At 43.9% G+C, this 13,650-nt stretch carries 10 protein-coding genes; 6 read left to right on the forward strand and 4 right to left on the reverse strand.

The features are described 5' to 3' along the window. The first annotated feature begins 432 nt into the window (after positions 1-432). From hoxE to IQ234_RS09210, 4 genes are all read left to right on the forward strand, one after another. A complete protein-coding gene (hoxE, locus tag IQ234_RS09195) occupies positions 433-942 on the forward strand; it encodes a bidirectional hydrogenase complex protein HoxE (RefSeq protein WP_110580037.1) in 510 nt (169 codons plus the stop codon). 28 nt (positions 943-970) lie between these two features. Then, entirely contained in the window at positions 971-2,578 is a 1,608-nt protein-coding gene (gene nuoF, locus IQ234_RS09200) for an NADH-quinone oxidoreductase subunit NuoF (protein WP_002786849.1), read from the forward strand. A 122-nt stretch (positions 2,579-2,700) separates the two neighbouring features. Continuing rightward, the gene (locus IQ234_RS09205; RefSeq protein ID WP_193956870.1) at positions 2,701-3,186 is read left to right on the forward strand and encodes a Tic20 family protein; all 486 of its coding nucleotides are present in this window, start codon (positions 2,701-2,703) and stop codon (positions 3,184-3,186) included. 73 nt (positions 3,187-3,259) lie between these two features. Further along, on the forward strand, positions 3,260-4,633 hold the full coding sequence (locus tag IQ234_RS09210) for a gluconeogenesis factor YvcK family protein (RefSeq protein ID WP_193956871.1): 1,374 nt from the start codon (positions 3,260-3,262) through the stop codon (positions 4,631-4,633). A gap of 682 nt (positions 4,634-5,315) precedes the next feature. Here the strand turns inward: IQ234_RS09210 and IQ234_RS09215 are convergent. The 3 genes from IQ234_RS09215 to IQ234_RS09225 form a co-directional block, all read right to left on the reverse strand. Continuing rightward, complete coding sequence (locus IQ234_RS09215; protein ID WP_193956872.1) at positions 5,316-6,053, reverse strand: ABC transporter ATP-binding protein; 738 nt, start codon at positions 6,051-6,053, stop codon at positions 5,316-5,318. Positions 6,054-6,260: 207 nt separating this feature from the next. Next, on the reverse strand, positions 6,261-6,485 hold the full coding sequence (locus tag IQ234_RS09220) for an indolepyruvate ferredoxin oxidoreductase subunit alpha (RefSeq protein ID WP_016516721.1): 225 nt from the start codon (positions 6,483-6,485) through the stop codon (positions 6,261-6,263). A 95-nt stretch (positions 6,486-6,580) separates the two neighbouring features. Next, positions 6,581-8,266: a glycosyltransferase gene (locus IQ234_RS09225; RefSeq protein ID WP_193956873.1), complete on the reverse strand. Its 1,686-nt coding sequence runs from the start codon at positions 8,264-8,266 to the stop codon at positions 6,581-6,583. A gap of 196 nt (positions 8,267-8,462) precedes the next feature. On the opposite strand from IQ234_RS09225, the gene tyrS reads away from it, so the two are divergent. Beyond that, positions 8,463-9,680 (forward strand): tyrosine--tRNA ligase, encoded by a 1,218-nt coding sequence (gene tyrS / locus IQ234_RS09230; RefSeq protein ID WP_193956874.1) that lies wholly within the window; start codon positions 8,463-8,465, stop codon positions 9,678-9,680. A 16-nt stretch (positions 9,681-9,696) separates the two neighbouring features. On the opposite strand, the gene IQ234_RS09235 is transcribed toward tyrS, so the two are convergent. Continuing rightward, positions 9,697-9,933, reverse strand: coding sequence for a ferredoxin-thioredoxin reductase variable chain (locus IQ234_RS09235; protein ID WP_150975815.1), 237 nt, complete (start codon positions 9,931-9,933; stop codon positions 9,697-9,699). 337 nt (positions 9,934-10,270) lie between these two features. On the opposite strand from IQ234_RS09235, the gene carB reads away from it, so the two are divergent. Next, a complete protein-coding gene (carB, locus tag IQ234_RS09240; protein ID WP_193956875.1) occupies positions 10,271-13,516 on the forward strand; it encodes a carbamoyl-phosphate synthase large subunit in 3,246 nt (1,081 codons plus the stop codon). Positions 13,517-13,650: the final 134 nt, after the last annotated feature.

Consider the following 13,650-nt stretch of genomic DNA (forward strand, 5'->3'; position numbering starts at 1 on the left):
CAATATTATTAGTCATGTAATATCATCTTAACTAATCTGAGCGATGAATGACTACTCTTCTACATTGTATTCTGAAAAGTCGCCTTTGGCAACATATTGTTATGACTTTACCCCTTTAACCTAGGAGCATAGGGGGATGCTTTCAGAAAACGGGTTTCTCGAAGAAACCCGTTTTCTAAATATATGAGATTGCTTCAGGGTGTTATAGTGTTGAGACAAGTGCAGCTTTTTACCCCATCTCCTAATCCCTGACTGATAACTGATTACTGGTCGCTGATAACTGAATATCCCCCAATAACTAAAGGAAAGATAAAGTTATCGATCGCCCTTCGGAGCCAGTGTCAGAATAAAAGCAGGGAGATGACCAAGGAAAACCGACAACTCTCCATCTTTTTCCCGTCATCGCCCCTAAAATTTATTTGGTTAAGATTTATGCAAACTGCCAATCCTCCTCAAACGGAGAAAAAAGAGCATCCCAGTGGCGATAAACGCTTCAAAGTCCTCGATATTACCATGAAGCGAGCAGGATATAATCAATCAGCCCTGATTGAAGTCCTGCACAAGGCCCAAGAAGCCTTTGGATTCCTAGAAGAAGATGTTCTCCTCTACGTTGCCCGGGCGCTAAAACTGCCCCTCAGTCGCGTCTATGGGGTAGCAACCTTCTATCATCTCTTTTCCCTGAAACCGGCGGGAAAACACACCTGTATCGTCTGTATGGGGACCGCTTGTTATGTCAAAGGCAGCGGCAAAATCCTCGAAGACATCGAAAACAGCTTTGATGTCAAAGTGGGAGAAACCACCGTCGATGGAGAAATTTCCCTAGTGTCGGCCCGTTGTATCGGGGCCTGTGGGATTGCACCGGCCGTGGTCTTCGATGGAGTCGTGGCCCCGAAACAAGATTCAGAAACTGTCTTAGCGAAACTAAAGAGTTTCTCCCAGTAATTTTTCACTCTAGTGGATTGAGAAAAATATGGACTTACAAGAATTATTGGCAGTAGCCGCAAAAGAAAAAGCTAGACAAAAAAGCATCCGGGTGCATTGTTGCACTTCCACCGGTTGTCAAGCTGCTAACTCCCTCCAAATCGAAAAAAACCTCGCCACTGCCGTCAAAGAGGCACACCTAGAGGATACAGTCGAAGTGGTGGGGGTTGGTTGTATGGGTTTTTGTGGTCGCGGTCCGTTAGTGGAAGTGGATCCCCAGGATCTCCTATACGAAGAAGTCACCCCGGAAAGTGCGGCCAGCATTATTGCGGCCTTAAACGGCGGCAAAACTGAGGTGCAATTAGGGGACTCAAAACATCCCTTTTTCTCCCATCAAGTCAAAATTGTCCGGGAAAATAGCGGTAAAATCGATCCCGATCGCATTGAGGAATATATCGCCGTCGGTGGTTATCAATCTCTCTACAAGGCCCTCTACGAGATGACTCCGGCCCAGGTGGTGGAGGAAATCACCAAAAGCGGTTTACGCGGCCGGGGCGGTGCCGGTTATCCCACCGGTTTAAAATGGGCGACGGTGGCTAAACAACCGGGTAAACAAAAATACGTTATCTGTAATGCTGATGAAGGGGATCCCGGGGCGTTTATGGACCGTAGTGTTTTGGAAAGTGACCCCCATTTAGTCCTAGAAGGAATGGCGATCGCTGCCTATGCCGTGGGGGCCGATCATGGTTATATCTATGTTAGAGCCGAATATCCCCTAGCGATCGATCGTCTGCAAAAAGCGATTAATCAGGCTAAAAAATTCGGTTTAATGGGTTCCCAAGTATTCGAGTCCACTTTCGATTTTAAGGTGGATATCCGCATCGGAGCGGGAGCTTTTGTTTGTGGAGAAGAAACCGCTCTCATCCATTCTATCGAAGGCGGCCGCGGCACTCCTCGCACCCGTCCCCCCTATCCGGCCCAATCGGGCCTCGATGGTTGTCCCACCCTGATTAATAACGTCGAGTCCTACGCTAATATCGCCGCTATTATCCGCGAGGGGGCCGCTTGGTATGCCAATATCGGTACTGCCACCAGTAAAGGGACAAAAATCTTCGCTTTAACGGGAAAAATCAGCAATAATGGGCTGATTGAAGTGCCAATGGGCATTACTCTCCGGGAAATTGTCGAGGAGATGGGGGGTGGTGTTCCCGATGGTCAAGTGAAAGCGGTACAAACCGGCGGCCCCTCTGGGGGTTGTATTCCCGCTAATTTACTCGATACTCCCGTGGATTACGAATCCTTAGCCAAACTCGGTTCAATGATGGGATCTGGGGGTATGGTGGTTATGGATGATAGTACCAGTATGGTCAAAGTGGCGAAATTCTATATGGAATTCTGTCGCGAGGAGTCCTGTGGTAAATGTATCCCCTGTCGCACGGGAACAGTACAAATGTTTGAATTATTGGCCAAAATTATCGACGGAAAGGCCGATATTCACGACCTCGAAAACCTAGAACATCTCTGTCAAATGGTCAAAGAAACCAGTCTTTGCGGTCTTGGTCAAAGCGCTCCCAATCCGATTTTAAGTACCCTACAGTATTTTAAGGAGGAATATCTGGCTCTGTTACAGGAAACCAAGCACCCCGTCTCTGTTTGAGAAAAAATCGATCGAGGCCTAGCAATGTTCGGCCTCGATCGATTTCTTCGGTTATGGGAAGTCTGGTGGGCTGCCGGGTTATCTTGAAGAGAGTTAGCAGTAGTCTCAGGAGACGATAGATTATGACTTGGCGCGGCTCAACCGATACAAAAGATCGCATTTTTGCAGCTTTAGTATATCTTTTACCCTTATATTCCGCTTTTGCCTTCGGTGACTCTATCTTCCAGCAAATCCCTTTTTTAAAAGAGGCCTTAGAAATAGTTTTAACTCCCTTAGCTTTTCTCTATAGTTCCCTGGGAAGCTTTGGCAGTTTAATTATCTTTTTCGTCCTCTTTTTGGCCGTGGTACGCAATCCCCGCATCAGTCATTTTATCCGGTTTAACACCATGCAGGCGATTTTAATCGATATTTTGGTGTCTTTATTGGGATTGGTCTTAAAGTTCTTCGATGAGCGTTTAGGGGCGAATTTGGTGGTAGAAACTCTTTTTAACGTCGTCTTTTTGGGAGCATTTGCCGCCTGTGTTTACAGCATTATACAGTCGGTTATCGGCAAATACGCCGATATTCCCACAATTTCCGAGGCGGCCTATTCCCAAGTGGGAGGTTAAGTTAGCTTGAGTTTGTCCCCTTTTTCGGCTACAGTCTCTCCAGAATCAATGCGTTCGCTGCCAGGCCACATCTATGAGTCCATTTAAACAGACGCTACGGGAACTCAACGCTCAGAAGGGGAAAATAGCCGCTTCTGTGGGCAGAAAAACGCCTAAACGGGTTAATCGTTGGTTTAAATGGCTTTCTCCCGGTCTTTTTGTCAAACGCTGGCTTTTAATTAGTTTAACCGGCGTTTTTCTCACCTCCTTCGGTTTGGCCATTTGGGTAAAATTAACCCCAGTTAATCGCTTTTTAGAGTTTGTTTCCCAAGCATTAGAAATGATCGCACGCTTGGTTCCCAATTCTGTTTCTGGGCCGCTGGCGGTTTTGCTGGGTGTCTTTTTGTTATTCTGGGGTCAGAGTCGCACCGTCGAAACGATTACAGAAGCACTACAACCGGACGCATCGGAGGAATTAGTCGATCTCCTACGCACCCATCGTCGTCTTCATCGCGGCCCGAAAATTGTGGCGATCGGTGGCGGTACGGGTTTATCGACGCTTTTACGCGGTTTAAAACAGTATAGTTCCAATATCACTGCTATTGTCACTGTAGCTGATGATGGCGGTTCTTCGGGCCGATTACGTCGGGAAATGGGCATTTTACCCCCGGGGGATATTCGCAATTGTATCGCCGCTTTGGCCGATGAGGAAAAGTTATTAACGGAATTGTTTCAATATCGCTTTCATGCCGGGGATGGTTTATCGGGCCACAGTTTTGGTAATTTATTTATCAGCGCTATGACCGAGATTACCGGCGATCTGGAACAGGCGATCGATGCTAGTGCCAAAGTTTTGGCGATTCGGGGTAAAGTGCTACCTGCTACCCTTACCGATGTTAGTCTCTGGGCTAAGTTGGCCGATGGGCGCATTATTGAGGGAGAATCAAAGATAACCGAAGCTATGGGGCAAATTCGTCAGATTGGCTGTCATCCTGCCGATCCGGTCGCTTTACCGGCTGCTTTAGCGGCAATCAAGGAAGCAGATTATATTATTATCGGGCCGGGTAGTCTTTATACCAGTATTATCCCTAATTTGTTGGTTCCCGCAATTCGTCAGGCCCTAGCAGAGGTGACAGTCCCTCGTGTCTATGTTTGTAATATTATGACCCAGCCGGGGGAAACGGATAATTATTCGGTGGCTGATCATTTGCGAGCGATCGAAGGAGTCTGCGAGGAACGCGTCTTTGATGCGGTTTTAGCCCAAAGAACTTCACCATCACCCCAATCTCTACAATTATACGCCCAAGAGCATAGTCATCCCGTCTTTTTAGATCGCGAGGAGGTGGGAAAAATGGGTTATCGCATTGTTTTAGCGAATGTAATGGCAGAAGATGAAGTTACTGCCAAAGTTCGTCACGATCCCCAACGTTTAGCCCGAGTTTTATGGCGCTGGTATGCTAAAAAGTGAAACTTCGTTTTGGGTAGCCAGTCGTCGGTCGTCAGGAGATTATTTTTATTTAGGGTCTGCTGAAAAAGTTTTTCCTGGGGGTAGGAGTCAGGAGTCGGTCGTCAGTAGCTGGTCGTTTCAGGCTTTGTTGCCCTTGTTTTTTGTACCAAGCTATGTACTACAAGAAGGATAATGCAAGGTTTTTGAAAGTCCCAATCCTATTTTCTTGCACTAACATCGGACTTTAACAGGTCAAAAGCTTTATTTTAAAAGGGTTTTACCATTATTCAGCAAGCCCTATTTATTCTTCCCACTTCATAATTCATAATTCATAATTCATAATTCATAATTCATAATTCATAATTCATAATTCCCACTTCATAATTCATAATTCCCACTTCATAATTCATAATTCCCACTTCATAATTCATAATTCCCACTTCATAATTCATAATTCATAATTCATAATTCATAATTCATAATTCATAATTCATAATTCATAATTCATAATTCATAATTCATAATTCATAATTCCCACTTCATAATTCATAATTCCCACTTCATAATTCATAATTCCCACTTCATAATTCATAATTCATAATTCATAATTCATAATTCCCACTTCATAATTCATAATTCCCACTTCATAATTCATAATTCATAATTCATAATTCATAATTCCCTGCTCCTATACCTTTTAATATCAATCCCTTCCTGGTGCGCCATGGTAGGCTGCACCGAGGTATAATTCCCCTACTTTCGGGTTATTGAGTAAATCTTGACCCGATCCCTGAAAACGATCTTGACCACTTTCTAAAACATAACCTCGATCGGACATCATTAGGGCTTTTTTGGCATTCTGTTCCACTAAAATAATGGCAGTTCCCGTCTGATTAATCGCTTTTATCTGTTCAAAAACACTGGTTACTAAGATAGGAGATAAAGCTGCCGAAGGTTCATCGAGAATTAATAAATCTGGTTCCAACATCAGCGCTCGTCCCATGGCTAACATCTGTCTTTCTCCTCCAGATAAAGTGCCAGCTTTCTGACGACGGCGCTCAAGCAACCGGGGAAACATGGCATAAATGCGCTCTTTTAAAGATTTTATATTTCCTTTGCTCGTGAAAGCCCCCATTTCCAGATTTTCCTCGATGCTCAGGGATGGGAAAACATTAGCAATTTGGGGAACATAACCCATACCGAGGGGGACGATTTGATTAGATTTCCAACCGGCGATATTTTTTCCCTTAAAAGTGATAGTTCCAGCACTGGGTTTTAATAAGCCAAAAATAGTCTTAGCGAGGGTAGATTTTCCGGCACCATTGGGACCGATAACCGTGACTAATTCCCCCGGTGCAATGCGAAAGTTAACCCCTTGCAATATGTATAAATCCTGCACATAACCAGCATAAACTTGTTCAACTTCTAGAAGATAATCCATGGCGAGGTAAAAAGGAGATAGGAGAGAGTAATATGAATTGTAAATTATGAATTATGAATTATGAATTATGAATTGGGGAGATAGGTAGCATTTTCAGTAAACAGTGAACTGATAACTCACAACTGATAACTCACAACTGATAACTGATAACTGATAACTCACAACTGATAACTGATAACTGATAACTGATAACTGATAACTGATAAATTAGGGAGTTTTTTGTAAATCGGGACGTTCTTCCGGCAGAATTGCACCTTCGACGGGACATACTTGTAAACAGATACCACAGTCGATACAAGTGGCAAAATCAATCCAATACCAATCGGTTCCTTTAACATTTTTACCCGGTCCTGGATGGATACAAGCAACGGGACAAGCGGAAACGCAATCAGCAACTCCTTCACAAATTCCAGTGACGATCGAATGTGGCACAGTGTTTTCTCCTCTAATTCTTAACATTAGTTTACCACTTTTAGGCACTGCTGTGCCAGGATTGGAATCATTGTTAGAAAACTTCCCTTAATTTTCTAAAATCTTGGGAGTTTTTGCTTGATCTTAGCAAGAAGTAAGATAGGAGTTTTCCCGATGGTTTTTACTATTCCCTTACGGGAGTATAAATAGTTAATTTCTTCCTGTAATTTTTGATTATCTTTCTGAAGATTATTATGATTATTTTCTAATTCTCTTAGTGATATTTCCATCTCTTGCATAGTATGATAATCTTGCTGTTGTTTCAGATACATTGTCTGTTGTGCTTCCTGTAATTTTCTTAACTCTAACCAGACTTGATGCTGACTTGATTCGTTCCGTTCACTGAGCGCATACCAGAGAAAATTACTAATTTCTGCCGCTATTTTTTGATTAACTTCAACAAGCTCGATAATATCAATTTTTTCGGGGGTAATTTTCGGGTATAACCCTCTTAAATTTTGGGCGATATCAGAGGAAAAAGCGATGATTCTAGAAGCGGACAAAATTGCATAGTGTTTTTCTAAATTTACTGGTAAATTGCCGTTTTCTTCTGGGAAATCAGAAGCAAGCAAAAGTAGAGAAGGAGTAGTTAAGGGACTGGTATAAAAAGTGGAAATAAATAAATTAGCCTGTAGGCGATCGCAAATACCTTGGATTTTTCTGGCATCCTTTCCTGTACAATCATAATCGTAGGATTCTGCGGGCCAATATTTAAATTCTTCCCATCGTGGTGCGCTGTTATTTCTATCTAAAATAACAATGTGTTGACTCAATTCTAATTGACTCCAATGCTCTAGAATTGAAGACCAAACCCTGGCTAATTTTCCTTGATCGATTTGAAAAATTACGCCATCAATAACAATAATTGGAGGTTTCTTCTCGGAGATAGCTTGAATTGTTTGTAATTTTTCTCGCTCCTCTTCCTGTAAAATTATGCCTAAATCTTCCATCTTAAATGGATTGGGTTTAATTTCTATATCCTTAATTTCTGGGTGAGGAATTTCATAGATTTTACACACTTGATAATGTTCCTCTAATGCTTGACCATTGCTGCCATGTTCTAAACCTTCGAGATTTAAATAATATAAACCTAAAATCTCAGGAATCAAAGCCATTTTTTCCCCTTGACAGCCGATTCTTAACCAAAATTCGTAATCACCAGCACAGCGAAAATTTTCCTGAAAATAACCATATTTATCGTGCAGCATTTTTCTCCACATTGGTTGGGAACCCACACAACAACCTTGACGCATCTGTTGATAGGAGTAATTTGGCCAATTCCAATGTTTTAAAGCTGGGGTAGTGGCAAAAGTATCATTTTTAATTGTAGTAATTAATTGATCGGCATAAACTAAACTAATCTCTCTATTGTTATCTAGATAATTAGCCATAATTTCCAGGGCATTGAAACAGTGACGATCATCAGTATTCCCATTGGTGATATAGGAACCCCTAGCTAGTTTAATCGCGCGATTCCAAGCGCAGTAGAGGGTTTCTCGTTCTCTAGTTCTCTGGTAAATAATATTAGGATAATTTTCTTGAAACTCTTGGATAATCTCCCCTTCATTCTCTGGAGAAGCACTATCGATAATAATAATTTCTACTTCTCCCTTTTGATAAAGAGTTTGAGTAACTAAATCCTCTAGACAACCCCGGATAAACTCTGCTGATTTATAGGTAGAAACAATTACAGAAACTTTGATCCTCTGCACGGGTATAGAGTTATTACAACTAGGATTCATTGGCTTATCTGATCGCAATTCAAGACAGAAAATTTTTTGATAATTTTGAAAAAGAAGATTTTAAGACTCTATATTCGATCGGAAGAATTGTCAAGATGTTATCGACTCTCACTGAAGATGCTGGTTTATTTACCTTTTGCTTGTTACTTGACATAATAAAAAACTATAATGGGAAGGCTGTGGAAAATGAGCAACAATGACCGTATCTTTCTCCCTAGACTGGCTAACCCGTGGAACCAGTGATTTATTCCCCCATCAACCCGACTCCCAAGATCCTAGAGAAAATTTAACCCAACTACTGCAAACTACCGATCGCCCTTTAAGAATTAAACTAGGTATTGACCCCACCGGCAGCGATATTCACCTAGGTCATAGTATCCCTTTTCGGAAACTGCGTGCTTTCCAAGATGCCGGTCATGTAGCAGTGGTGATTATTGGTGATTTTACCGCTAGAATCGGCGATCCGACGGGAAAATCGGAAGTTAGAAAACAATTGACGAGCGAAGAAGTGAGAGCCAATGCCGAGAATTATCTGGCACAATTACGCCCAATTTTAGATTTTAACACCCCTAATCGTCTAGAAATTCGCTATAACTCGGAATGGTTGGGGAAATTAGACCTCTCGCAAATTCTCGAACTTCTCTCCACCATGACTGTCGGGCAAATGTTGGCAAAAGAAGGCTTTTCCGAACGCTACGACCGGGAAAACCCGATTTTTCTCCATGAATTTCTCTATCCCTTAATGCAGGGTTATGATTCCGTCGCTGTCGAGGCCGATGTCGAATTAGGAGGAACCGATCAAAAATTTAATATTGCCGTCGGTCGTGATTTACAGAAGTATTTCGGCAAAAAACCGCAATTCGGGCTACTTTTACCGATTTTAATCGGAACCGATGGCAGTCAAAAAATGTCCAAATCCCTGAATAATTATGTGGGATTGCGGGAATCGGCCCTGTCCATGTACTCGAAACTGGAAAAAACCCCCGACGCTTTGTTAAAAGATTATTACGAACTATTGACAAATTTGCCCTTAGATGCTATGCCAAGCAATCCGCGAGAGGCACAAAAACAACTGGCGATCGAGGTAGTTGCCCAGTTTCACGGAGAAGAGGAGGCATTAAAGGCACAAAAAACGGCGCAGGAGATAGTTCTACAGGGAAATACGGCAGCTTCGGCCTCTGTCCCCGAATTTTCGCTCGCATCGGTCACTTTTCCTCTGAAATTATTCTATCTTCTTGCGGCCACCGGCTTGTGTAAAAGTAGCGGCGAAGGGAGAAGACAGATTCAGGGGGGTGCAGTCAGAATCGATAGTGAGAAAATCACCGATGTGGACAAAAGTTTTGAGACAGCCGAAGCTTTAACTGGAAAAGTCCTACAGGTGGGCAAAAATAAATTTATTCGCTTTGTAGTTTAAATAAGCGAAAAAGTCCCTATTCGGCGGCTTTTTCCACGATTTCTAACTCAAAATCTCGAAAATGGGCTTTAAACTTTTTACTGAACTCGACGAGGACAGGTAGATTGGCGCTAACCGGTCTGCCACGCCATTCGGTGACAAACGCTTTCACCTGTCCCTCTAGTCCTTTCACGTCAAAAGGATTCGATTTGTGTTCAGGATGATGATAAACCACCACGGACTCAATTACACGAACTCGATCGCCAACTTTCATAAACTCTCTAGCGAAGACAAACGCCTATTGTATCTTTGAAAACAATCTTATCATCCTACGCGATATCAGTGATCAGTAAACAGTGATCAGTTATCAGTGGGAATTATGAATTGGGGAGTCGGAAGTGGGGTGATGGGGGAGTGGGGTGTGGGAATTATGAATTATGAATTATGAATTGGGGAGTGGGGAGTGGGAAGAATAAATAAAAATAATCTCCTGCCGACCGCTGACCGCCTGCTCAAGCAAACAAGGTCATTAAACCTAAATAAAGCTTTGCGGGATCGAGGGTGACAACATATACAATGATTGGGGTTTATCGTCAAGCAACCCTAAGCCTATGCCACGCCGTGATGACTTAAAGAAAATCCTAATCTTGGGCGCTGGCCCGATTGTCATCGGACAAGCCTGTGAATTCGACTATTCGGGAACTCAAGCCTGTAAAGCCCTACGAGAAGAAGGTTATGAGGTAATTTTAGTCAATTCTAACCCCGCCTCGATCATGACCGATCCAGAAATGGCTGATCGCACCTACATTGAACCAATTCTGCCGGAAATTGTCGAGAAAATTATCGCTAAAGAACGCCCTGATGCGATTCTACCGACTATGGGTGGTCAAACTGCCCTGAATACTGCGGTAGCTTTGGCCAAAAGCGGCGTTTTAGAAAAATATAACGTGGAACTGATCGGGGCAAAACTTCCCGCTATTGAAAAAGCCGAAGATAGGGAACTATTCAAACAAGCAATGGAGAAAATCGGTGTTCCCGTCTGTCCTTCGGGGATTGCCAACAATTTAGAGGAGGCAAAAGCGATCGGTCATCAGATCGGTTCCTATCCTCTCATTATCCGGCCAGCCTTCACTTTAGGGGGAACGGGGGGCGGTATTGCCTATAACCAAGAAGAATTTGAACCTATGGCTCAGTATGGGCTAGATTGTTCGCCTACATCGCAAATTCTCGTCGAAAAATCCCTAATTGGCTGGAAAGAATACGAATTAGAGGTAATGCGCGATCTAGCCGATAACGTGGTGATCATCTGTTCGATCGAAAACTTTGACGCTATGGGGGTCCATACCGGCGACTCGATTACGGTTGCGCCCGCCCAAACCCTGACCGATAAAGAATACCAACGCCTCCGGGACTATTCTAAGGCAATTATTCGGGAAATTGGCGTAGAAACCGGCGGATCGAACATCCAATTCTCCGTTAATCCCACTAACGGCGACGTAATCGTGATTGAGATGAATCCCCGGGTATCCCGTTCTTCGGCCCTAGCATCAAAAGCCACGGGATTCCCGATCGCTAAATTTGCCGCTAAACTAGCAGTAGGCTACACTTTAGACGAAATTCCCAACGATATCACCAAAAAAACCCCGGCTTCCTTTGAACCGACTATCGATTACGTCGTCACCAAAATTCCTCGCTTTGCCTTCGAGAAATTCCCCGGCTCCCAACCGATTCTAACCACCCAGATGAAATCCGTCGGGGAAGCTATGGCTATCGGTCGAACTTTCCAAGAATCCTTTCAAAAAGCCCTGCGATCCCTAGAAACGGGGCGTTTTGGCTTTGGTTGCGATAAAATCGAAACTCTCCCCCCCCTCTCGGAAGTCCGGGCCAGTTTGCGGACACCTAACCCCGAACGAGTTTATAGTATCTATCATGCTTTTAAATTGGGCATGAATGGGGAGGAAATCCACGAACTAACCGGGATTGATCCCTGGTTCCTCGATAAATTGGCCGATTTGATGGAAACCGAGAAGTTTCTCAAACGAACTCCCCTGAAAAGTCTCAGCCAAGAGAACCTATTCGCTATTAAACAACAGGGTTTTAGCGATCGCCAAATCGCCTTCGCCACCAACAGCAGCGAGGACGAAGTAAGAAGTTATCGCAAGGGTTTGGGTATTGTTCCAGTCTATAAAATGGTGGATACCTGTGCGGCAGAATTTGAAGCCCTGACACCCTATTATTATTCCACCTACGAACGGGTAGAATCGGAAGTTTTACCCTCCGATAAACGCAAAGTGATGATCCTTGGTGGTGGTCCCAATCGCATCGGCCAGGGGATAGAATTTGACTACTGTTGTTGTCATGCCGCTTTTTCCCTCAGTCAAGCCGGTTTTGAGACGATTATGGTCAACTCTAACCCGGAAACTGTCTCCACCGATTACGATACCAGCGATCGCCTTTACTTTGAACCCCTGACTAAAGAAGATGTCTTAAATATCATCGAAGCGGAACAACCAGAGGGTTTAATTATTCAATTCGGTGGGCAAACTCCCTTAAAACTGGCGGTTCCCCTGCAAAAATATTTAGAATCGCCTAATTGTCCCGTAAATACCAAAATTTGGGGAACTTCACCCGATTCGATCGATGCCGCCGAAGATCGGGAACGGTTTGAAAAAATCCTCCGACAATTAGATATACGGCAACCCCCCAACGGTATTGCCCGCAGTTTTCAAGAATCCCAAGCAGTGGCTAAACGCATCGGTTATCCTGTGGTAGTACGTCCGTCCTACGTTTTAGGCGGTCGGGCAATGGAAATCGTCTATTCCGATAGCGAATTGGAACGCTATATGAAGTATGCGGTACAGATAGAACCGGATCACCCGATTTTAATCGATAAATTCCTCGAAAATGCGATCGAAGTGGATGTGGATGCCCTGTCAGATGCCACGGAAACAGTCGTTATCGGGGGATTAATGGAACATATCGAACAAGCGGGCGTACATTCGGGCGATTCTGCCTGTTCTATCCCCCATACGTCCCTGAGCGCCTCGGTTTTAACCACAATTCGACAATGGACGGTGGAACTAGCGAAAGCTTTAAAAGTAATCGGTTTGATGAATATCCAGTATGCGGTACAGGGGGAAACAGTCTATATCTTAGAAGCAAATCCCCGCGCTAGTCGTACTGTTCCCTACGTTTCTAAAGCAACGGGAGTTCCTTTAGCAAAAGTTGCCTCCCTCGTCATGTCGGGCAAAACCCTAGCAGAATTGGGCATCATCAGCGAAGCAATTCCCCGTCATATCGCCGTCAAAGAAGCGGTTTTACCCTTCCAGAAGTTCCCCGGTGCTGATACTCTCCTGGGACCAGAAATGCGTTCTACAGGCGAAGTAATGGGGATTGACAGCGATTTTGGCAAAGCTTTCGCTAAAGCAGAAATGGCCGCCGGCGTGATTTTAGCCACCAGTGGGACGGTTTTTGTCTCGATGAGCGATCGCGATAAAACCCCCATGGTTCCCGTGGTTAAGGATCTGCAATCCCTCGGTTTTCGCGTTGTCGCCACTTCTGGAACTCGTGAAGTTTTGTTAGAAAACGGTTGCGAAAATATCGATTTAGTGCTAAAGATTCACGAAGGTCGTCCCCACGTTATCGATTGGATTAAAAATGACTGGATTCAGTTTATTGTTAATACTCCCAGTGGTGAAGAATCCCAAAACGATGGCCGACAAATTCGCCGTACTGCCCTCGATTATAAGTTACCAATTATCACCACTATCGCCGGGGCAAAAGCGACAGTAGCAGCCCTAAAATCCCTGCAATCCCAACCTTTAGAGGTGAAAGCTTTACAGGATTATCTCGCCTAATTTCAGTTATCAGTTATCAGTTATCAGTTAGAAAGGGGATATAGGGATTTAGGGGTTTAGGGGTTTAGGGATTTAGGGATTTAGGGGTTTAGGGAAATTTCAGCCAAATGCCCCACACCCCATCACCCCATCTC

The organism is Microcystis aeruginosa LEGE 91341 (assembly GCF_015206885.1).
Classification (GTDB): domain Bacteria; phylum Cyanobacteriota; class Cyanobacteriia; order Cyanobacteriales; family Microcystaceae; genus Microcystis; species Microcystis aeruginosa_H.

Coding starts and splice junctions, on each gene's coding strand:
- hoxE (WP_110580037.1), top strand. CDS start 433: ATGCAAACTGCCAATCCTCCTCAAACGGAGAAAAAAGAGCATCCCAGT.
- nuoF (WP_002786849.1), top strand. CDS start 971: ATGGACTTACAAGAATTATTGGCAGTAGCCGCAAAAGAAAAAGCTAGA.
- IQ234_RS09205 (WP_193956870.1), top strand. CDS start 2,701: ATGACTTGGCGCGGCTCAACCGATACAAAAGATCGCATTTTTGCAGCT.
- IQ234_RS09210 (WP_193956871.1), top strand. CDS start 3,260: ATGAGTCCATTTAAACAGACGCTACGGGAACTCAACGCTCAGAAGGGG.
- IQ234_RS09215 (WP_193956872.1), bottom strand. CDS start 6,053: ATGGATTATCTTCTAGAAGTTGAACAAGTTTATGCTGGTTATGTGCAG.
- IQ234_RS09225 (WP_193956873.1), bottom strand. CDS start 8,266: ATGAATCCTAGTTGTAATAACTCTATACCCGTGCAGAGGATCAAAGTT.
- tyrS (WP_193956874.1), top strand. CDS start 8,463: ATGACCGTATCTTTCTCCCTAGACTGGCTAACCCGTGGAACCAGTGAT.
- IQ234_RS09235 (WP_150975815.1), bottom strand. CDS start 9,933: ATGAAAGTTGGCGATCGAGTTCGTGTAATTGAGTCCGTGGTGGTTTAT.
- carB (WP_193956875.1), top strand. CDS start 10,271: ATGCCACGCCGTGATGACTTAAAGAAAATCCTAATCTTGGGCGCTGGC.